General features: G+C 59.3%; 17 protein-coding genes. 4 read left to right on the top strand and 13 right to left on the bottom strand.

Features of this window, described 5'->3' with window-relative positions:
- Window positions 1-3 precede the first annotated feature (3 nt).
- Complete coding sequence (locus DX909_RS10605; protein ID WP_128545147.1) at window positions 4-1161, top strand: AraC family transcriptional regulator; 1158 nt, start codon at window positions 4-6, stop codon at window positions 1159-1161.
- A gap of 11 nt (window positions 1162-1172) precedes the next feature.
- Here the strand turns inward: DX909_RS10605 and DX909_RS10600 are convergent, their stop codons facing one another.
- From DX909_RS10600 to DX909_RS10580, 5 genes are all read right to left on the bottom strand, one after another.
- Entirely contained in the window at window positions 1173-1409 is a 237-nt protein-coding gene (locus DX909_RS10600; protein WP_128545146.1) for an acyl carrier protein, read from the bottom strand.
- Between the two features lie 5 nt (window positions 1410-1414).
- Window positions 1415-4555, bottom strand: a complete 3141-nt coding sequence (locus tag DX909_RS10595; RefSeq protein WP_128545145.1) for an efflux RND transporter permease subunit — start codon at window positions 4553-4555, stop codon at window positions 1415-1417.
- A 24-nt stretch (window positions 4556-4579) separates the two neighbouring features.
- Window positions 4580-5629, bottom strand: coding sequence for an efflux RND transporter periplasmic adaptor subunit (locus DX909_RS10590; protein WP_128545144.1), 1050 nt, complete (start codon window positions 5627-5629; stop codon window positions 4580-4582).
- A 24-nt stretch (window positions 5630-5653) separates the two neighbouring features.
- Window positions 5654-6976 (bottom strand): TolC family protein, encoded by a 1323-nt coding sequence (locus tag DX909_RS10585; RefSeq protein ID WP_128545143.1) that lies wholly within the window; start codon window positions 6974-6976, stop codon window positions 5654-5656.
- Window positions 6977-7044: 68 nt separating this feature from the next.
- On the bottom strand, window positions 7045-7668 hold the full coding sequence (locus DX909_RS10580) for a TetR/AcrR family transcriptional regulator (protein WP_164851254.1): 624 nt from the start codon (window positions 7666-7668) through the stop codon (window positions 7045-7047).
- Window positions 7669-7884: 216 nt separating this feature from the next.
- Here DX909_RS10580 and DX909_RS10575 point away from each other — a divergent pair, with 216 nt between their 5' ends.
- The gene (locus tag DX909_RS10575) at window positions 7885-8532 is read left to right on the top strand and encodes a 3-keto-disaccharide hydrolase (RefSeq protein ID WP_128545141.1); all 648 of its coding nucleotides are present in this window, start codon (window positions 7885-7887) and stop codon (window positions 8530-8532) included.
- Between the two features lie 244 nt (window positions 8533-8776).
- On the opposite strand, the gene DX909_RS10570 is transcribed toward DX909_RS10575, so the two are convergent.
- The 5 genes from DX909_RS10570 to DX909_RS10550 form a co-directional block, all read right to left on the bottom strand.
- Window positions 8777-11119, bottom strand: coding sequence for a hypothetical protein (locus DX909_RS10570; protein WP_128545140.1), 2343 nt, complete (start codon window positions 11117-11119; stop codon window positions 8777-8779).
- A 17-nt stretch (window positions 11120-11136) separates the two neighbouring features.
- A complete protein-coding gene (locus DX909_RS10565; protein ID WP_128545139.1) occupies window positions 11137-12360 on the bottom strand; it encodes a DegT/DnrJ/EryC1/StrS family aminotransferase in 1224 nt (407 codons plus the stop codon).
- Window positions 12361-12531: 171 nt separating this feature from the next.
- On the bottom strand, window positions 12532-12891 hold the full coding sequence (locus DX909_RS10560) for a nucleotidyl transferase AbiEii/AbiGii toxin family protein (protein ID WP_128545138.1): 360 nt from the start codon (window positions 12889-12891) through the stop codon (window positions 12532-12534).
- Window positions 12846-13148: a DUF6922 domain-containing protein gene (locus DX909_RS30085; RefSeq protein WP_128545137.1), complete on the bottom strand. Its 303-nt coding sequence runs from the start codon at window positions 13146-13148 to the stop codon at window positions 12846-12848. The genes DX909_RS10560 and DX909_RS30085 overlap by 46 nt, the downstream gene beginning before the upstream one ends.
- Window positions 13149-13230: 82 nt before the next feature.
- Window positions 13231-14025, bottom strand: coding sequence for a glycerophosphodiester phosphodiesterase (locus DX909_RS10550; protein ID WP_128545136.1), 795 nt, complete (start codon window positions 14023-14025; stop codon window positions 13231-13233).
- 147 nt (window positions 14026-14172) lie between these two features.
- On the opposite strand from DX909_RS10550, the gene DX909_RS10545 reads away from it, so the two are divergent.
- Window positions 14173-14562 carry a hypothetical protein gene (locus DX909_RS10545; RefSeq protein WP_128545135.1) on the top strand — a complete coding sequence of 130 codons (390 nt, stop codon included), beginning with the start codon at window positions 14173-14175 and terminating at the stop codon, window positions 14560-14562.
- 13 nt (window positions 14563-14575) lie between these two features.
- Window positions 14576-15163 (top strand): protein-S-isoprenylcysteine O-methyltransferase, encoded by a 588-nt coding sequence (locus tag DX909_RS10540; RefSeq protein WP_128545134.1) that lies wholly within the window; start codon window positions 14576-14578, stop codon window positions 15161-15163.
- A 7-nt stretch (window positions 15164-15170) separates the two neighbouring features.
- On the opposite strand, the gene DX909_RS10535 is transcribed toward DX909_RS10540, so the two are convergent.
- The 3 genes from DX909_RS10535 to DX909_RS10525 form a co-directional block, all read right to left on the bottom strand.
- Complete coding sequence (locus DX909_RS10535; RefSeq protein WP_128545133.1) at window positions 15171-16547, bottom strand: PhoPQ-activated pathogenicity-related family protein; 1377 nt, start codon at window positions 16545-16547, stop codon at window positions 15171-15173.
- Window positions 16548-16582: 35 nt separating this feature from the next.
- Window positions 16583-17857, bottom strand: a complete 1275-nt coding sequence (locus DX909_RS10530) for a hypothetical protein (protein WP_128545132.1) — start codon at window positions 17855-17857, stop codon at window positions 16583-16585.
- A 78-nt stretch (window positions 17858-17935) separates the two neighbouring features.
- Window positions 17936-19633, bottom strand: a complete 1698-nt coding sequence (locus DX909_RS10525; protein ID WP_128545131.1) for a SusD/RagB family nutrient-binding outer membrane lipoprotein — start codon at window positions 19631-19633, stop codon at window positions 17936-17938.
- Between the last annotated feature and the right edge of the window lie 24 nt (window positions 19634-19657).

Here is a 19657-nt window from a genome sequence, read left to right as displayed (position 1 = left end):
ATTATGTATAAAATCATCCTGCTGATCGACTTTGCGGAGGAATACAGCAAGAGCCTGCTCAAGGGCATCACCCGGTATTCGCGCGAACACGGCCCCTGGGTGTTCTGCCGGATGCCGCTCTATTACCGGGAAACCATCGGCATCGACGGGATTCTGAAATGGGCGCAGGAGTGGGAAGCCGACGGCATCATCGGGCAGCTCTACAACGACCGGAACATCGGCAAGTTCGTCGAGGCCGGCATTCCGGTCATCGCGCAGGACTTCAACGAGCGGTTTACCGAAATTCCGAACATCACCGGCGCGCACCGGGAAGCCGGGGCGATGGCGGCCGATTACTTCCTGAAAAAAGGCTTCAAGAACTTCGCCTTTTACGGTTTCCGGGACATCGTCTGGTCGCGGGAGCGGGGAGAGGGATTTGAGCAGCGCATCCGGGGCATGAGCTACCCGGTTCATTTTTTCGAACACCTGACCGACCGGTCGAGCGAGTTGTGGTACTATAAACCCAGCGCCCTCAGTCAGTGGCTGCAGTCGCTGCCCAAACCGGTCGCCATCATGGCCTGCGACGACCGGCAGGGGCAGCATATTACGGAAGCCTGCCGGCATTCGGGCATCCGGATCCCGGAGGAGGTGGCGGTGCTGGGCGTCGACAACGACGAGCTGATCTGCGAACTGTCGGACCCGCCCCTGTCGAGCATCGTCCAGAACGCCGAGAAGGGCGGCTACGATGCGGCCCGGCTGCTCGATCACATGATCCGGCACGGGGTCCACGACTTTTACGACATCATCGTGAACCCCCTGCAGGTGATTACCCGCCAGTCGACCGACATCTACGCCACCCACGACGATTACATCGCATCCACGCTGAAATTCATCCACCAGAACGTCGACAGGAACCTTCAGGTCGACGAGGTGGTACGGCAGGTGCCGCTGTCCCGGCGGGCGCTCGAAAAGCGGTTTCAGGACATTACCGGCTACCCCATCTACAAGTACATCTTCAACCTGCGGATGGAAAAATTCACCCGGAAGCTGCTCGAAACCGATCAGACGGTGTTCGAGATCGCCCTCGACATGGGTCTGTCCGACAGCAAGAACATCGCCCGGCAGTTCCGGCAGGCAAAAGGCTGTACGCCCATCGAATACCGAAGCCGGATGAAGAAATAAAACGGTTTCGGTCAGACGGCCTGCCACTCGTGCAGGTATTCCCCGATGGCCCGGACGGTCATTAAGCGGGGATAATCCTGGTCGGGAATCGAGATGCCGAACGTCTGTTCAAGCTGCATGATCAGGTCGACGGTATCGAGGCTGTCGAGGCCGAGGTCCCGGACGAGGTGGGCCTCCGGGGTGATGGCGGAAGCCGACACGCCGGTCAGCTCCGCCAGAAGGGTGGCAATCTGTGTTTGTGTTTCCATGAGAATCAGGCTTCAAGAATGACCGGCTCTTCGGCCGGTTTTCGGGTTCTGGACCGCCGGAACCGTTCGGCCAGGCGGTCGACGAGGTAATAGACCATCGGAACCAGAAAGACGGTCAGGATCATCGAACTGGTCAGACCGCCGATCAGCACCCACGCCAGCGAGTTTTTCCACTCGGAGCCGGCCCCCGACGCCATCGCAATCGGCACCATCCCGATCACCATCGCAATGGTCGTCATCAGGATCGGCCGCAGACGTTCCTCTCCAGCCTGCAATACCGCATCCCGGTAGTAGACGCCCCTGGCTTTCAGCTGATTGGCGAAGTCGACGATCAGGATGGCATTTTTCACCACCAGACCAATCAGCATCAGCAGACCGAGCATGGCGAAGATGCTGAAGCTGGACATGGACAGGCTCAGGGCGATCAGCGCCCCGATCACGGCCACGGGGATCGAGAACAGCACCACGAACGGGTAGATGAAACTGTCGTAGAGCAGCACCATGATGAAGTAGACCAGGATCAGGGCCGCCAGCATGGCCAGACCGAGCGAGCCGAAGCCTTCGGCCTGGTTTTTGGCGTCACCGCCCCAGATCAGGGTGACCCCGGCCGGCAGCGGGTTCTTCACCAGATCGGCGTTGATGGTATTGACCAGCGTTCCCGACCCGAGGCCGAGGGTGTTGGCCGTCACCGTCACGGAGGTCCGGCGGTTTTTGCGTTCCAGCACCGAGGGGCCGTTGTCGAGGGTGATGTCGGCAAACTCGGCCAGCCGGACCGGCCGGTTGGCGAGCGGGCTGAAGAAGGTGATCCTTCCCACCTCCTCCGGATCTTTCCGGTCGAACGCGTCCAGCATGACCCGAATCTTGTATTCTTCCCCGGCTTCCCGGTATTTGGAGTCGTCGTTGCCCGCGAAGGCGTTTTGAAGGGTGGCCCCGACGGTCTGAATCGTCAGGCCCAGTTTCGCCATTTTTTCCCGGTCGATCTGGACCCGCACTTCCGGGTTTCCGGCTTCCACCGAGACGTGAACGTCGTTGGCGCCCGGGGTTTTCCGAAGGCGGTCGGCCAGCTTCTCCGCTTCGGGCAGCACCTGGTTCAGGTCATCCCCGCTGAGAAACATCTCGATCGGTGCGGAACCCGAGTTGACCATCCCCACGATGGAGGAGGAAAACTCGATCCCGGCGAAACGCTGCTCCAGTTCTTTTCGGACGTCGATCATATAATTTTCGGTCGGCACCTGCCCGGGCCGTTCGGTGGCCGGGGCCAGCTCGACGGTCAGTTCCGTGCGGTTGGTTTCCCCCTGTCCGGTGCTGTTAAGGCCGGTGCTGGCTCCGCCCACGTTGGCGAAGAGGGTCCGGACCTCCGGCTTTTTCCGCAGGTAGTCTTCAACCTGACGCGAAACGAGGTTGTTCTGTTGCAGCGATGCACTCTTATCCAGCTTCAGGGTGAGCAGAAACTTACCCTGATCGCCCTGGGCCACAAATTCCTGCCCGACGATGCCGAGGCTCATGATCCAGCCGGTGGCGACGAACAGGCCGACCAGAATCCCGCTAAACACCAGCTTGTGGTTCAGCACCCAGCCGAGGCTGCTGCGGTACCCCTGCGTCAGGCGGTTAAGCTGTTTTTCGAACCAGAGCAGAAAGGCCTGGAACGGATTTCGGGGGTTCAGGTGTTCGACGCGGGCCAGCCGGGAGGTCAGCCAGGGCGTCAGGGTGAAGCTCACCAGCAGACTGACCATCGTCGTGAAGGCCACCGTCAGCGAGAACTGCCGCAGCAGGTCGGCGATGACCGAACTGACCAAAGTGATCGGCACGAACACGACCACGATCACCAGCGTGATGGCGACGGCCGCGAAACCGATCTCACTGACGCCGTCGAGCGTGGCCTGCCAGCGGTTTTTGCCCATCTCCATGTGCCGCTGGATGTTTTCGAGCACCACGATGGAGTCGTCGACCAGGATCCCGATCACCAGCGACAGGGCCAGCAGCGTCATCAGGTTGAGCGAATAGCCCATGACGTACATGAACAGGAAGGCCGACACCAGCGAAGCCGGCACCGAAACCATCACCATCAGGGCGTTGCGGAAACTGTGCAGGAACAGCAGCATGACCGCAGCCACCAGCACCACGGCCAGAACCAGGTCGTGCGTGACGGCTTCGACCGACTCCAGCGTGAAGGTGCTGCTGTCGTAGGCGACGGCGAAATGCACCTTGTCCTTTGCGTTTTCGGTTTCGATCCGGGACAGCTTCTCCTGCATCTGGCGGCTGATTTCCACCGCGTTGGCGTCGGACTGCTTCTTCACGAACAGCCCGATGCCGTTGCTGCCGTTGTACCGGCTGATGCTCTCGGTTTCGGCCAGCCCGTCGGTAATGTCGGCTACGTCGCCCACCCGAATCGGGCTGCCGTCGGGCGGGGTCAGTACGACGAGGTTCCGGATGTCGTCGAGGGACGAGAATTTGCCGGCGAGCTTCAGCGTCAGCTGCTCCGTGGGGCTTTTCACCTTGCCGGTCGGAAATTCGATGTTGGCCTGGTTGATGGCCTGCGTTACCTGAAGCAGCGAAAGTCCGTAGTGGTTCAGCTTATCGTCGTTGACGTTGACGCGGATTTCGCGTTTTTCGCCCCCCACCATCGTGATCTCGGCCACGCCCGGAATCTGCTGCAATACCGGCAGGTACTTGTCTTCCACCTGCTGGTAGAACACTTCGTTAGGCAGGCTGGACGTCGCCAGCAGCTGCATGATGGGCTGGTCGCTGGGCGAAATCTTGGACAGGCTCGGTGCCTCGGCGTCTTCGGGCAGATCGCTCAGGACGTTGTTGACGTCCCGCTGCGCATCTTCCAGCGCCTTGTCGAGGTCGGTGCCCGGTTTGAACTGGACGATCACGATGGAGGCATTCTCCAGCGACTTGGACATGATGTCGTCGATGTTGTCCAGGCCGGACACCGCATCCTCAATCTTTTTGCTCACCTCGGATTCGACTTCCGAGGGGGCCGCGCCAGGGTAGGGGGTCGTGATGGTCACGATGGGTACCGAGAACTCCGGCAGCAGCTCGTAGCTCAGCAGCCGGTAGGAGAACAGACCGCCCAGCGTCAGCACCGAAAACAGAACGATGATGAGGGAAGGCCGTCGGATGATCGTTTCAACAAATTTCATAACTCAGGTAGTTGAATGGGTGGATTACTGGGCGACGACCGGCGTGCCGTTCCGGAGGTTGATCTGGCCGCTCGTGACGACCTGCTCACCGGCTTTCAGCCCGTCCGTGATCTCGTAGTAGTCGTTGGTGGCGGCCCCGATGGCGACTTTCCGCAGGACGGCCTTACCGTCTTCGACCACGAAAACCTGCGGCTGCCGGGTCGAACCGACAAGTGCCTGACGGGGAACCGCCAGCGCCCGGCCTTTCCCTTCGCCGGTATTGGCGACCGAACCGTACATACCGCCCTTCAGCGGGTGGGCCGGAGAATTTTCGACCGTGATTTCCACCGGGTAATTATGCGAGGCATCGCCCTGCACCCCGATCATCGTCACGCGGCCGGTTAGGGGAATGTCCGGATACACTTCGGTCTGCACGGGAATCCGCTGCCCGACCCGGAACCGGTTGACGGCCTTCTCCGGGACGCTGACGACCAGCTTCAGGGTAGAGATGTCCGTAATTTTGGCGATGGGCGTTCCGGGCGAAACCACCGAGCCTTTTTCCACCAGCTTTTCGGTGACGATGCCGGAGAAGGGGGCCGTGATGGTCGTGTTGCGGATCTGTTTCTGCAGCTGCTTCATCTGCGCTTCGGTGGCCCGGATGCTGAGGCCGGTTTTTTCGAGGTTGACGGCCGGAGTGGCGTCGCCTTTGACGAGGGCCTCATAACGTTTGAGGTCGTTGCGGTAGCCTTCCACGTTCACCTCCAGCGCTTCGAGCTGGTAGTGCAGCTGCTCGTCGTCGAGTTTGGCGATGAGCCGCCCCGCGCCGACCGACTGGCCTTCCTCGATGGGCAGCTGAACGACTTCACCGCCGGCCTGGGGCCGGATTTCGATCTCACGGTTGGGTATAAACGAACCCAGGAAGCGGCCCTCTTCGGCGAGGTTGCGGACCCCGGCGGCCGTCGTCCGGACCCCTACTTTGCGGTTCGGATCAGGGCGGTACACTTTTTCGGCTACTTTCTCCTGATTGTCGAGGAGTTTCCAGGCCATCAGGCCAAATGTGCCTAACAGCGCAAGTATGACATAAATGCGTTTCATGGGGTATGTTATCTTGGATGTTGATCAGGAATTGGCAACGAGCGTGCCGGTGGCTTTTTTCCAGTCCAGTTCGGCGGTGCGGAGCCGGATCAGGGTATTGAGGTAATTGTTCTGTGCTTCACGAAGTGAATTCTCGGCCTGAATGATTTCGGTCAGCGAAACCATGCCTTCCTTGAACTGAAGCTGGGCGCGGCCGTATACTTTTTCGGCCAGGGTCACCTGGTCGCGGCCGGCCGCCAGGTTCTGCTGTTCGACCAGAAACCGGTTGCGGGCGTTGGTGATTTCCATGGCCATCGACTCCCGGACCTGCTGCTGCTGCAGGGTGATTTTTCCGTTTTCGATCCGCTGCTGCTGGAGCCGGGATTTGCGGGCCAGCCCGTCGAAGAGGTTCCAGTTCAGTTGCAGTCCGAACCAGTAGCCCGGCACGTTCTTCAGGATGCCGTTCTCCCCGCCGATGCCGAAAAACGTACTGTTGGCGACGCCGTAGGCGGCCACCGTAGGAATAAACCCGGCCCGGACGTTTCGCTGGCCGATTTCGTTCAGGAGTTTCTGACGGTCGAGGAGCAGGAGGTCGGTCCGGCCGGCGGTTTCCGCCTGGGAGTGAAGCGGGGCCGGGGCCGATTCGGGCAGGGTAACCTGCACCCGGAGGGAATCCGACTGCGGAGTGCCGGTCAGGTATTTCAGGAGGTTCAGCAACTGGTTATAGTTCGCCTGCACGGACTCGATCTGGGTGGCGGAGGTCGTGCGGCTGATCTGAAGCCGGTTGACGTCGATGCCCTGGGCCAGCTGGTTCTGCCGAAGCAGTTCGGTGATGCGGATCAGCCGGTCGACGGATTCGAGGTTGCTGCGGAGGAAAGTCATCTGCTGGACGGTCGCCTGGAGGTTGTAATAGGTGGCGGTCACGTTATAGGCGACGTCCTCCTTCGTTTTCAGGGTCTGGAGCGAGGCCGCATCCTGGCCGATACGGGCGGCTTTCAGGCCCAGCCCCACGGACGGGTTGTACAGAACCTGCGAAGCCTGAATCGTGGTGGAGAGATTGTAGGGAAGCCCGAACGCCAGGGTCTGGTAGCTGCCCTCCGGCCCGCCGAAGATGGAAGCCGGTACGACCTGACCGGGTATTTTGGCGTAGCGACGGTAGTCCCCGCTCAGATTCACCTGAGGCAGCGCACCGGCCTTCACCTCCCGAATCCGGGCCTCGGTTCCGGCCTCGTCGAGCCGGGCCGTCTGAACGCTCAGGTTATTCTTCAGCGCCCGGTCCACCAGTTGGTCGAGCGTCAGGTCCTGCGCCCGGGCGGTCCAGCCGGTCAGCAACAGGAGGAGGCTCGTTTGCCATCGTAACTGTCTCATACTGTGAGTTGTGGATAAAAGTTGTAAATAATTGATTTAAACAATTGATTAAAGAAGGGGCAAAAAAATTACGGAACTTCCTGGGGCAGAAAAAGATAATCCGTCACCATTTCGATCACCATGTCCTTATGTTTTTCGGCAAACCGGACAAAATCGGCTTCGGTCATATTCCAGGTTTCCATGGTCATGCTTTTGCAGAGAAACAGGAAGTGGATATTGGCCATCAGCAGCGGAAAAAAGTTCTTGATGTCGATGGGCCGGATTTCGCCCTTGGCCGACGCTTCTTCGAGCTGCCGGGCCAGCAGGGCCTCGTTCACCATCTTGTGGGCATTAAACGTCTGGCCGAATCGCTCGGGCTCCCGGTGCAGTTCGTTCAGCACGAAGTTGGTCAGGCTCGGATTTTCGACCAGCGTCCGGAAATCGTGGTTCACCAGTTCAACGACCTTTTCCTTCAGGCTGATCGGTTTGTTCAGAATATTGGTCATTCCCTGAAAGAACAGGATCAGCATATCTTCGAAGACGCTGCTGAACAACTTCTGCTTGCTCCGGAAATAGTAGTTCATCAGGGCGCAGTTCAACCCCGCCTGTTTGGCAATATCCCGCGTCGTAGTACCGTCGAAGCCCTTTTCCAGGAAGACCTTTTTGGCCGCTTCCTTGATCCGATCTTCCGTTGATATCTGAGAATTGCTCATCTTCTTACTCATTGCCGTATCAAATGTATGGGTCGAAAATTAGTAAACAAATGGTTTAACCAAAAAATTTAAACAACTGATTAAAATTCTTGGTCCGGTCAAAATTCATCCAAATTTATTTCTATTCCCCCGGTATTGAAAACGCCCGACAAATGAATTAGTTTTGATCACAACCCCAACCCCCAAACTCCTAAACCCCTAAACTCTTAACCGCCTATGCTCCACCATCTCCTGCTTCTGCTCTCGCTCCAGTCCGGCTGGATCGCCCTGTTCGACGGCAAGGACACGAGCCAATGGGTCGGGGCGAAAACCGGGACGTTCCCGCCACAGGGCTGGGTCGTGGAAAACGGAATGCTGGTGGTGAACAAGGACGGTTCCGGCCGGGGTGGAGACCTGCTCAGCCGGCGGCAGTTTACCAATTTCGACCTGGAGTTTGAATTCAGGCTGACACCCGGCGCCAACAGCGGGCTGAAATACCTCGTGAAGAAATACCCGGACGGCTCGGTTCTGGGCTGTGAATACCAGATCATCGACGATCAGGACAACAAGGACATTGCCGCCGACAAAGACGACAAGCGACGGACCGCCGGCCTCTACGAACTCTTTGCCCCAACCTCCCGGCGGCTGAAACCCATCGGGGAATGGAACCAGGGCCGGGTCCGCGTGAACGGCCCGCTCATCGAACACTGGCTCAACGGCGTCAAAGTCGTGGAGGTCCGGCGCGACGGCCCTGACTTCCAGACCGCCAAAGCCGCCAGTAAATTCCGCAATGTGGCCGACTTCGGCCAGGGCTCCGGCTATCTGCTGCTCCAGGACCACGGCGACCCGTCGGCCTTCCGGAATATCCGGATTCGGGAACTTTGAGACCACCCCCCGGCCCCCTCCTTGGTAAGGAGGGGGTGATGTATCTGTCAACCATCTGTGGGCAAACCGTGCCGGATTGAGTTCTCCTATAGAGCTTGTTCGAGGAAGGGCTTTTGCCTTTCCGGGCGTTTTGTCATCCCTCCTGCGTCGGGATGACAAAACGCTTCCTCAAACAACCTCCGAAGGGGGCTTAGCTCCGCAGTTTTTATCTGGCAGCGATAAGCCCCCTTCCGGGGGGTTGGGGCTACTGCTTCAGCAACCACACGTCCGAAATCTTGGATTGTTTGCGCCAGTTCAGGTGGGATTCCTCCGGCTCGTCGAAGGTCACGGAAATCCGGCCGTCCTGGGTCAGGGCGCGCGGAACGATCCACTCCTTGAACGCTTCCAGGCCGCGCTCATACCGGACGGGAGAGAGTCGTTTGCCGTCGACCCGCAGCAGGGCTTCTCCCTCCCCGGCCACCCGGATGAGGTAACTTGCACCCGGCTCCAGATTCCCGTAATCGAGGGAGGGACAGTTCTGGAAGGTCTGCGTCGACAGGCGGGCACGGCTTTTGCCGTTTTCCCACCAGGCAATGTCGGTGGCGTCGTCGGAGATGGTTTTCACCCGTGGGCCTTTCGTCACGCTCGACACGTCGTCGTAATAGCTGCCGGGCCCTGGGTTCTCCCAATAGGCGAGGGTCCGGAGTCGTTCGAGCTGTTCCTCCGGTTTTTTCATATCCCGCACTTTCTTAAACTCGTCGGCCAGCCACCAGCGGTTGTTGAGCGGATAGTCGACGAAGTCGAGGAGGCAGCCACGTTCGTAGCCTTTGGCCTTGTATTTCGGCACACTGGTTTGCAGGCCGATCGAGGCAAAGAGATCGGCGCAAAGGCTTTCGATGCGGTTCCGAAGGTCGGCGGCCACGGGCTGCTGCTCCGCCCGGTTCAGGCGTTCCAGCGCCCGGTTCATGGCCGTCTCCGGGCCGGTTTCCCCGGCTTTCAGAAGCTCGGCGTTGGCCTGTCTTTCCAGCTCCTGTTCGTAAATTAGCCGCCGGCGGGTGTAGGTATCGTAGTAAGCCCGGAGCAGATTCATCTGCCAGCGCCAGTTGTTTTTGAGGGCGGGATTGGCGGTTTCCAGGTTTTTCCAGAAGGCGAAGGTCGTTTCCACCCCCCCGTTTCGGGCCAGCGGCCCTTCCCAGTTCTGTTCGAGGGCGGCCATCCCGGCCGCCGAGGATTCGGCGACCCGGGGTCCGAAAAAGAAGCGGCCGTAATCCGTCAGGATGGCGTTGACGTCCTGCTCCGGGTCCCAGGCCCGCATGCTCCAGACCACCTTGTTGACATCGTCATGACAGCCGTCCGAATAGGCCACAAAGCCGTCGGTGAATGGGGCGTAGGTCTCATGGATGCGGGCGGAGAAGAACGGGCGCGGATTGGCCGGCTCGCGGCCCAGGGTCAGGGCGAACGCCTGGTCCCAGCGCTCGACCGGAAATTCACAGCGGACGGTATGCGTAATGTCCGGGTATTCGCGGTGGCGGTATTGGCGGGGCAGCCGGTAGCGGGTTTCGGCCATCGGCGGGCTGCTCGGCCCCGACACCACGCCTGCGAGCCAGCCGGGTTTCTGCTCGTCGAGGTAGCGGTAGAAATAGTCGACCTGCTCGACGCTGAAGCCCTGGAGGGAAATCCAGATTTTCGCTTTCGGATGGTATCGGACCAGCCGGGTATGCAGGTCTTTCAGGAATGCCATCACCTCGCGGGGATGGTTGTCGCCGGGGTCGCCCCCTGGGAAAAAGATATGGTCGAGCCGGGGGCAGGCCTTGTAGAAGGCTTCGTGCAGGTCCAGTTCCTTCCGGCGTTTGGCTTCGTCCGTCAGTTCGAAGGTCGCCGGGGTCCAGACCCAGTAGTCGAGGTCGTAATCGCGGCAGATCCCGCTGATTTTCAATCGCATCTCGGCCGCCGGAATTTTGAAGTGCGGGCTGGGATTTTCGTCTTCGTGGAAGGGAATACCCTCGACGGCGTTCGTCCCGAAAACCGCCAGTTCCCGAATGTACTCTTCAAACTGACGCACCGTCCAGGCGTCGTAGGAGTTGGCGGTATGCCGGTACCCGAGCTGGTGCCCGCGGATGGGGTAGGCGGGGGCGGAGGCCGCTTCGACCGGCAGTTCCAGCCGGGCCTGGCCGGCTTCCATGTTCAGGTGACGCAGGAGCCAGCCGGTCCCGAACAGGATGCCCCGGCTGTCGGCCCCGATGATCCAGACGGTCGTGCCTTTGGGCGAGGATTCACTGACCACCCGGAAGCCTTCGGGCCGGGTTTCGGGGCGGTCTTTGCCGACGACGGCCGGAACCGGGCGGCCGAGCAGTTCCTTCTCGCCGGCGGTTACGAGGGCGATCACCGGCGTTCGTCCCGAGGGCCAGGCTTTGGCGAGGGCGGGGCCGGCACCGCTGCGTTTGGCGACCTCCTCCGCCAGCATTCGGGGGGCGGTTTCACGCATGGGGGAGGCTACACCCGTGGAAACCAGGACAGCCGCATTTTTCAGTTCCACGGGCTGGGCCGCCCCCGAAAGGCGGAACACAAAAAGAAAAAAGAGGGAACGGGTCAGGGTTTTCAGGATCATTGGGCGAATCGGTGCGGCTATGCGGTTACATACCGCTGAATTTTTCGAATGGCTTCGGCGAAGGACTCCATGTCTTCCCGGGTGCCGAGCAGGGCGTTCTGGAAAATCCAGACGGCCTCGTCCAGACAGGCCCGTTCGGCCACCGGGCAGTACACGCCCGTGTAGTCGACGGTTTCGGGGATCGCGTAACACATGAAGTTCTTATTCTGAAACAGGGGCTGTTTATAAAGCGGGTGTGGATAGCCGGCCGAGCAGGGGACGCCTTCCGCGCCCAGCATCTCGACGAATTTACGTTTCGGAAGCTGCCCGAACTGCGACGCTTCGTACCGAAAAATAAAGAGGTGATAGCAGTGAAGCGTTTCGCCGTGGCCCCGGGTCAGGGGCGTGATGCCGTCGATGCCGTCGAGCAGGGCGCCGAGGTACCGGCCGTTGGCGTCCCGGACGCGGGTCTGTTTCTCCAGCCGGGTCAGCTGCCGCGACAGCAGGACGGCCTGCATCTGGGTGATGCGGTAATTGCAGCCGGGATTGAAGTGGTCATACCACTGCCCGCCCTCCATGCGCCCGACGTTCCGCAGCGAGGCCATCATCCGGTAGAGGGCTTCGTCGTTGGTTACCACGATTCCGCCTTCCCCGGCGGTCAGGTTTTTGGACGACTGGAAACTGAAACTCCCTACGTCGCCGATGGAGCCGAGTTTCCGGCCCCGGTATTCCGCCCCGTGGGCATGGGCGGCATCCTCGATGACTTTAAGACCGTTCCGGTGGGCCAGGTCCATCAGGGCGTCCATGTCGCAGGACTGCCCCGCAAAATGAACCGGGATGATGACGCGGGTTTTATCCGTGATGGCCGCTTCGACGGCCTTCGGGTCGAGGTTGTAGGTGTCGGGGTCGATGTCGACGAACACCGGCACGCAGTTGACCTCCAGCACGACGGAGGCCGTGGCGATGAAAGTGTAGGGCGGAACGATCACCTCGTCGCCGGGCCGCACCCCGCAGGCGATCAGCGCCAGCCGCAGGGACACCGAGCCGTTCACGCAGCTGACGGCGTAGCGGGCGCCGCAGTAGGCCGCAAATTCCTTCTCGAAGGTTTCGACGGTGTCGGCGCAGTCGGGGTCACCCCAGCGGCCGCTGCGTACCAGATCGGCTACGGCCTCGACCTCGCTTTCGTCGAAAACGGGCCAGGGAAAGCTGCGGCCCACGGTTTTTTCGCCCCCGTGGATGGCTAATGGCGCAATGGTTTCCATGTCAGGAATTAAATTCAGAAGTAGTACGGAGGAGGAGGGGGTTCAGGCTATCGGGATGACCGGAAATTTGTACGGCAGGAGAAGAATACGAATTACCTCAGATTGAATTCCGGATAAAACCTTTGGTCTTTTCAATAATGACTTCTTTGACTTCGGACCATTCAATGTCTTTTAAATCGATTGGGCCGGCAATGAGGTCAAACGAATCCCATCAACTGTGTCAATTGGCTGAAGGTAAGGATATTTATGAAGAATCAGATCAACCTTCACGCCTTCTATAAAGTATTGCAGAGTTTGATTCCCTGCATAGAGTTGCAGGGCGGTTGGGAAGTTCTCTCTCAAAATTTCCTGCGTTTCAAAAAGGTCGAAGGGGTTAGATGTAAAAAAGTCGAGATCGACTGACATACGATGTCCGAAACGTAAAGAAAGGTTAGTGCCTCCAACCAGGGCAAATGCTGCCAGTTCTGGAATCGAAGAAAGCCGTTTTAATAAGTCCAGGGTAGGTTCTGCGACTGTCTCCGTGTGTAGCATGTGAAGTCGGTGGGGCTTAGGTCAAAAATGACACAAACGAAATTCAAAGCCTCCTTTTTTAAATAAGCCGCCTTGAGAATCTCCTCCTTGAAACGATGGATTCCGTAGAATCTCAACATTTCTACAAAATCCTCCCAGGTTCCGTAGTTAACGATTTTTTCGATTACAAACTGACTATGCTTTTCAAAATCGATTGTTTCGAAATTGACGTCCCAAAACGCAAGGGGGGAAAAAGATGGTCGCTTTGCACCCTTCATTAACCAATCGGTTAGTCTTTACCGGCTTTCTATCTTTTTACTGTCTGAAAAGCTGAACGAAAGTTAATGAAAAAATTGACCCTTACTGTTTTTTCTCCCCTTCCAGGGCCTCCCGCACCCGGCTGACAAAGTCGGTCTGGATCACGTCGATGCCCATCCGGGCGGCTTTGCGGTATTGTTCCGGCTGTTCGAAATCGTCCAGGGCGTCGGAGAAAATCCGGATGCCGTGCCGGTGAATCTGCCCGACGAGGGTGTCGCTCAGGAGGTTCCAGCGCACATCGAAGGCATAGGGCGACAGGGCCTGCACTTTGGCGGGGAGGTCTTCGGCCTTCTTCAGGGACGGCATCAGCCGGGCGTCGGGGGCTTCCTGTCTCAGGCTGAGCAGGTAGGCGTCGGAGCCGTAGAAAACCGCTTCCCGCAGCAGCCCATAGCTCCGCAGCGTCTGCACCAGCGGCCCGGCGGCAACCTCCTTGCAATCGACATACAGATTGACCTTACGGTCGGAGTGGCCGGCATTCCAGTCGCGCAGCAGGGCGCAGACCTCTTCCAGGGTCGGGACTTTTTCGCCGGCGAACCGCGCCCCGAAGCCTTTTCCGGCCGACAGCCCTTTCACCTCCGGTAAGGTTTTATCCCGGACCGGTCCCGACCCGGTGGTGGTGCGATCCAGAGAGCCGTCGTGCAGGATCACCAGCCGGCCGTCTTTCGTCGTCCGGACGTCGATCTCGATGTAATCGACGCCCAGTTTCAGGGCTTCCCGAAAGGTGGACAGGGTGTTTTCCGGCGCGGCCCCCGAAGCCCCCCGGTGAGCCGAAATACCGGGCTGGGAACGGGAATGAAAACCGGTCAGAAAAAGGCCCAGCAGGAACAGAAACTTCATGGGCAACGGCCGTAAATGAATGTAAATGATTATCAATTGGATATACCGGAAAATGCCCCGTAGATCGGGTGGTTTTCCCGTGTGCGGATCCGGGTATTTATTCTTACTTTGCTGCGTCTTGTCTCTACCCTTAATCACTTCACGATCATGCAACCCAAACTGCTGTTCTCGACGGTAGGCATCATCTGTATGCTGTTCGGGATTTCCCTCACCTTCACGCCGGATTTGATGGGCGATCAATACCTCACCAACCCGCAATGGATCAACGCGGGGGCCCGGTTTGTAGCCCAGGGATGGGGAACCACCCTCTTCGCGGTCGGCATGGCCTGCTGGTATGCCCGGAATGCCGGCCCGTCTCTCGGCCGGAAGGCGATGATTCTGTTTATCCTCGTTTCCAACCTGGCCCTCGTCGTGATCAGTTCCATCGCCGTCCTGAACGGCGTGGAGACCGCGCTGGGCTGGGCGCAGGCGCTGCTGGCCGCCGGCCTTGCGGCCTGGTCCGGAATGCTCTTTCGGCAGGAAACAAGCGTCAGCTAAACCCACCTTCCTCATGGCGGACGAACTTACCTTCCGGATTCTGCTCCTGGCCTGCTACCTCCCCGGACAAATCATCCGAATGCTCATTCTCCGGAGAAATCCGTTTGGAAAACCGGTCCGGACCGTCAACCCCGGCCGGGAGATGCTGATGTACCGAACCGGCTTTTACCTGTTTCTGCTGCCCCTGATTTACGGGCTGACCCCCTGGCTCGACTTTGCGCATTTCTCCCTGCCTGACGGCCTGAGATATACTGGTTTTCTGGTAGTCGTGGCCGGAACCGTGGTGCTGCTGCTGTCGCACTCAGCGCTGGGTTCCAACTGGAACGGTCAACTGAACATCCGGGAAAACCATACGCTCGTGGTCCGGGGCATTTATGCCTACGTCCGGCACCCGATGTACCTGGCTTTTCTGCTGTCGGGCATCGGAACCCTGCTACTTTCGGCCAACTGGCTGGTCGGCGGGCTGCTCCTGATCTGGTTCTGGATTATGTACCTCGGCCGGGTAGACCGGGAGGAACAGATGATGATCGACCAGTTCGGGGAGCAGTACCGGGCGTACATGAAGTCGACCGGCCGCCTGCTTCCCAAACGCCTGGTCTGATCCGGCCTCACTGGAACGAACCCGGTTTCAGGAAGGCTTCATCGTTGTCCGTGACGAACATCCGGGTGCTTTCCGTGTAAGTGCCGCCGTTGGGGTCGGCATATTTCAGGTCGACGTAAAAGGCGTGGTAGCCGGAGGCCGGATAGCTTTCCGTATGCGCGACCGTTCCCTGGTTTTTAATGCCTAAGCTTCGGCTGGTCCACTTTTCATTGCGGAAGTCGGTATCGGTCGAGTTGGCCGACCAGACCACCACGTCGGTGAGCGCGTCGGCCGTGGTCCGGACCGTGACCTGAAGCCCGTCCTTGCCGGGGGTGGCTTTCCAGGTGCAGACCGGATACGGTTTACCGGCCATCGTCATTCCGAAAAAGGCGCTCAGCCCTTCGAACGCCTGCCGGCCGTCGCCGAGGTTATGCCCCGCGTTCGGGACGTAATGGATCAGGTTCTGGCCGGGGATGTCGTCGTAATAGTTCTTGATGTTGTCGACCACCCAGTACTCGTCGTTGGTACCCATGAAGATCATCTTGGGCATGGTCAGGTTTTTCCGGTAGGAGTAGGGGTCCACCATCGTGTTGATGGCGCTGCCGGCTTCGGAGCGGGCGGTCTGCGGGATGCCCAGCTTGACGTAGTCCTCAATTTGGATGCTGTATTCCTTCCAGACCTTCACCTGATAATCCAGGCTGACGGGCATGTTCAGGATGTCGATGACCATCGGGGCGATGGCCGTCACCCGCTTGTCGTTGGCGCCCGTCAGCCAGGTGGTCCAGCCCCGTTTGGAGGCCCCCGAGACGACGAAGCGGGAAACCGTGTGGTTCAGGTTCTGCTTCGAGAAAGCCTGCACGGCGTCCATCGCCCGCACGGCGCCCTTCACCATCGGGAACAGCAGCGGCCAGGTGTAGTCACGGTCTTTCTTAAAGTTGTGAAGCGTGAACGAGATCAGGGCGTCCTCGGTCAGGTTGTCATACAGCGGCTGGTTGGGGGTTTGCCGGAGAACGGCCACGATGGCCCTGTTCTTCACCGCAATCGGCCCCAGGCCGCGCAGGAGCCTGTCGTCGGGGCCGCTCCAGCGGGGCAGGCCGTTTTCCAGCGAACCGCCCGTGATGAACAGCAGCGCGCCGTCGAACCGGTTTTCCTTCGGAACCAGAATCGTCAGCTGGTGTTTCCAGGTATGATCCCGCCATTTCTGCGAAGTCAGGAGCAGGTTGTACCCCTGAACGTCACCGGCTTCGAACCGGTCTTTGAGTTCCCATTTGAAGGAGGGATCGCCGTTGCCGAGGTAACTTTGCAGGGCGGTGGCCGGCGTCACGGGTTCACGGTTTCCGGTTTCGAAGGAGAACAGCAAAACCGGGGTAACCAGCAGGGCAAGGATTAGAAAAAGGCGGTTCATAAGTAGGTAAATTTCAAAGGGTTATTTGTGGACGGTTAGTTGTTTCCCTCCGGCCTGGGGCTTTCCGACAGCCATTTCAGCACGGCCTCCATGTAGATTTCTCCGGTCATCTCGCCGAGGCTGGTGCGGCTGATGTATTCATAACGTTTGAAACTGTTGAAATCGACCTTCGTCAGCATATAACCGAAGGCATCGTTGGTCAGGCCGAACAGAAACGGGAAGCGGGTATTCATGTGTCGCTTGACGTAATAACCGATGTTGGGCAGGGCCTCCCCCGGAATGGTCAGAATCCGGGCGGGACCGAGGTTCAGCAGGTTTACCTGGGCGGTTACCCGGTTGTCGGCCCCGATGGCGTAGTTCAGCGGGGATTTTCGGATGATATACCGCATGATCTCCGCATCGACGGGAAACTCCACCTTCCGGGCGGCACAGTAGAGGGCCGGGTTTTCCAGCACGGGCGCCGGTTCCACGATCCGGAGGGCTTCGTCCGCCAGCAGTTCGCCAATGCGGATGCACTCCTCCCAGGTATTGGCTTCCTGGCCGTTTTCCCGCCGGTTGTCGGCCGTGACCATGCCGCCCTGCGCCCCGTTCATGAACAGAGCGATGCCGCCCGCCTTCGCTTCGATCCGGGCATAGAGGGGGCCGCAGAGGTCGGGGCTGAGGAGGCCCCGGCCCGAGCCGATGATCTCGGGATGGACGGCATAGTTCACCAGGGTAACGATCGGTTTGCCCCGGTTCGGTCCGGCGACCGCCAGCGCCTGAATCACCCCGCAGCGGGGGTCGTAGAGCTGGTCGGCGTAGTAGTTGTAGGCGATTTTTCCTTTGGCCTCGCCGACGGCGATTTTCAGCACGGCCGGCTGAAGCTTTTCGCCGGCTTCATTGACCGCGTCGGCAATGAGCCGCACGCAGCGGTCGAGGTAGGGCAGGTCGGCCAGGGACTTTCCGGATTCGTCCGGGAACCCATAGGCGTCGGGGCCGCTGTGGGTGTGCGTGGCTCCGATGAGCACGTTTTCCGGCGGAATTCCTTTGATCAGCGCCCGCGACCGGTTGCCCAGCGCCGACGGCCAGCCCAGGTTATCGACGCTGACGATGGCGACCCGGGTGCCGTCCTGTTCGAAGACCACCGCCCGGGCAAACAGGTCGCCCTTCTTTTCAACGGCTTTTTTGGGAGTGCCGATGCCGCCGGAAACCGGCAGAAGGGGGTCGGGCGTCAGCACCCGGACGGCGGCCCCGGCCCGGAACGACTGCGCCCGCCCTGCCGAAGTCAGGCACAGAAGCAGCAGGAGAGAGAGGAGAATGGGTCGGTTCATGGCGGATGAGGCTGAAGATGGGTAAAGTAAAAAAAGGGTGGAAAGTTTCCACCCTTTTCTGTTGACACTTTTGACTGCTCACCAGGGTTTGCCGGTTCCCTGAATGATCCAGGGCTTGGCCCACTGGCTGTTCTTACCCCGAATTTTGGTATAGGGGTTTTCCTCCAGTTTGGAAAGAGCGCTCAGGATGTTAGCGTTGTTGTAGTTGGTTTCATTATCGCCGTAAATGAACCGAACGGGCAGAACGGCTTCGGGCGAGGCCGGTCCGGCTTTGAAGGCCGGCAGCCCGGTCCGGCGGTAATCCATCCAGGCTTCCGTTGCCGCCGTCCAGCCGGCGATCCATTTCTGTTCCATGATCTGCTCCAGCTTGTTGCTGAACTTGACGTCCTTATGCTGAATGAAGGTGGCATACTGACCGCCGACTCCCCAGGTTTCGAGGGAGTTTTTGATCCCCGCGTTATAATGCGTTTCGGCCGATCCGGCAGCCCAGCCTTTCAGGGCCGCTTCCGCCAGGATGAACGACACTTCGGCCGCCGAGATGATCCGGGCTTTCAGCAACCCGCCTTTCGTTCCCCGGTACACTTCGGCCAGTTGGGAGACGTGCTGGTTCTGGACCACCTGTCCGGGGGTCGGGTTGTAGTTATACGAACTCGGGTCGATCAGTCCGGCCGGAACGCCCACATATTCGCGGGTATCGACGGCCACCGTGAAGGTGTTCGGATTGTAGTGCCGCGTAAATTTGGCCCCGGCTTTTATTTCGGTCAGGTATTTGGCATCGGTCAGCGAGACGGTCCCGTTCTGAATCACCCCGTTCTTCCGGATAAAAGGATCGACGGGCACCGTCAGCGTGGGGTCGGCCACCCAGCGAACGTAAACCGGCTGGAACCAGACTTTCAGACGGGGGTCGTCGACCGACAGCAGCTTGTCGGTCAGCATTTTGGCAGGCTTCCGACGGCGGAACTCCGAGGGGTCGGATTCGAATTCGGCCGCTCCCGGCCAGGAGTTTCCGGAAGTGCCGCCGACGTATTCCATCACGGCATCCTCGGCCGGGGTTTTGATGAACACGCCGGAAGCGTAGATGCTTTCGATCCCTGCCTTGGCCACATCCGGCAGCTTGGCCGAAAGCCGCATGTAATAGCGGAGCAGCAGTGAGTTCGAGAACTTCTGCCATTTGGCCGGGTCGCCGTTGTAGAAGACGTCGTAGCCCGTCCGGTAACCGGTAGCGTCGCCGGAGGCAAAAAGGGCCGATGCGGCTTTCAGGTCTTCGAGGATGCCTTTGTAGATCACTTCCTGGCTGTCGAATTTGGGCAGGATGTAGTCGTTGGAAACATCGCCCTTCAGCGCGTCCGTGTAGGGGGCATCGCCCCAGAGGTCGGTGATCTGCCCGAACAGAAACGCCCGCATCGTCAGGGCCACTCCCTGGTGAAACTTGTAGTTGAGTTCTACAGATCGCTTGTACAGAAATTCGTTGTTTCTCAGCAGGTTGTAGTAGGTGCTCCAGTCGTTGGGCGTCCAGTCGTAGCTGTTGTGCCCACTGAACCAGCCGTCCTTCTGGGTGTGCTGAACCACCCCGGCAACATCGCCGTAACCAAGGTTCAGGTACTGCTTGCCGACCTCGGTCATGACCGTCGGCATGAGCATATTGGGGTTGGCCGAAGCCGGGTCGACGACGTTGGGGTTTTCGTTCAGCTCCGTCAGTTTATCCTCGCAGGAGGAAGACACCAGCAGAATGGCAAGAGCGAAAACGGCTTTTGAAAAAACGGAGAGTCGTTTCATTTCCTTTTATCGTTTCTTAATGGG

Source organism: Larkinella soli (assembly GCF_003703975.1).
In the GTDB taxonomy this organism is placed as follows: domain Bacteria; phylum Bacteroidota; class Bacteroidia; order Cytophagales; family Spirosomataceae; genus Larkinella; species Larkinella soli.
Note: the sequence above shows the minus strand (reverse complement) of the source record. Positions and strands in the feature narration are given on the sequence as shown.

What these genes read in the sequence shown, in the direction of transcription:
- DX909_RS10575 (WP_128545141.1), top strand. Translation starts at nt 7,885, where the DNA reads ATGCTCCACCATCTCCTGCTTCTGCTCTCGCTCCAGTCCGGCTGGATC.
- DX909_RS10525 (WP_128545131.1), bottom strand. Translation starts at nt 19,633, where the DNA reads ATGAAACGACTCTCCGTTTTTTCAAAAGCCGTTTTCGCTCTTGCCATT.
- DX909_RS10590 (WP_128545144.1), bottom strand. Translation starts at nt 5,629, where the DNA reads ATGAAACGCATTTATGTCATACTTGCGCTGTTAGGCACATTTGGCCTG.
- DX909_RS10550 (WP_128545136.1), bottom strand. Translation starts at nt 14,025, where the DNA reads ATGAAGTTTCTGTTCCTGCTGGGCCTTTTTCTGACCGGTTTTCATTCC.
- DX909_RS10560 (WP_128545138.1), bottom strand. Translation starts at nt 12,891, where the DNA reads ATGCTACACACGGAGACAGTCGCAGAACCTACCCTGGACTTATTAAAA.
- DX909_RS10580 (WP_164851254.1), bottom strand. Translation starts at nt 7,668, where the DNA reads ATGAGCAATTCTCAGATATCAACGGAAGATCGGATCAAGGAAGCGGCC.
- DX909_RS10535 (WP_128545133.1), bottom strand. Translation starts at nt 16,547, where the DNA reads ATGAACCGCCTTTTTCTAATCCTTGCCCTGCTGGTTACCCCGGTTTTG.
- DX909_RS10565 (WP_128545139.1), bottom strand. Translation starts at nt 12,360, where the DNA reads ATGGAAACCATTGCGCCATTAGCCATCCACGGGGGCGAAAAAACCGTG.
- DX909_RS10530 (WP_128545132.1), bottom strand. Translation starts at nt 17,857, where the DNA reads ATGAACCGACCCATTCTCCTCTCTCTCCTGCTGCTTCTGTGCCTGACT.
- DX909_RS10585 (WP_128545143.1), bottom strand. Translation starts at nt 6,976, where the DNA reads ATGAGACAGTTACGATGGCAAACGAGCCTCCTCCTGTTGCTGACCGGC.
- DX909_RS10545 (WP_128545135.1), top strand. Translation starts at nt 14,173, where the DNA reads ATGCAACCCAAACTGCTGTTCTCGACGGTAGGCATCATCTGTATGCTG.
- DX909_RS30085 (WP_128545137.1), bottom strand. Translation starts at nt 13,148, where the DNA reads ATGAAGGGTGCAAAGCGACCATCTTTTTCCCCCCTTGCGTTTTGGGAC.
- DX909_RS10595 (WP_128545145.1), bottom strand. Translation starts at nt 4,555, where the DNA reads ATGAAATTTGTTGAAACGATCATCCGACGGCCTTCCCTCATCATCGTT.
- DX909_RS10570 (WP_128545140.1), bottom strand. Translation starts at nt 11,119, where the DNA reads ATGATCCTGAAAACCCTGACCCGTTCCCTCTTTTTTCTTTTTGTGTTC.
- DX909_RS10605 (WP_128545147.1), top strand. Translation starts at nt 4, where the DNA reads ATGTATAAAATCATCCTGCTGATCGACTTTGCGGAGGAATACAGCAAG.
- DX909_RS10540 (WP_128545134.1), top strand. Translation starts at nt 14,576, where the DNA reads ATGGCGGACGAACTTACCTTCCGGATTCTGCTCCTGGCCTGCTACCTC.
- DX909_RS10600 (WP_128545146.1), bottom strand. Translation starts at nt 1,409, where the DNA reads ATGGAAACACAAACACAGATTGCCACCCTTCTGGCGGAGCTGACCGGC.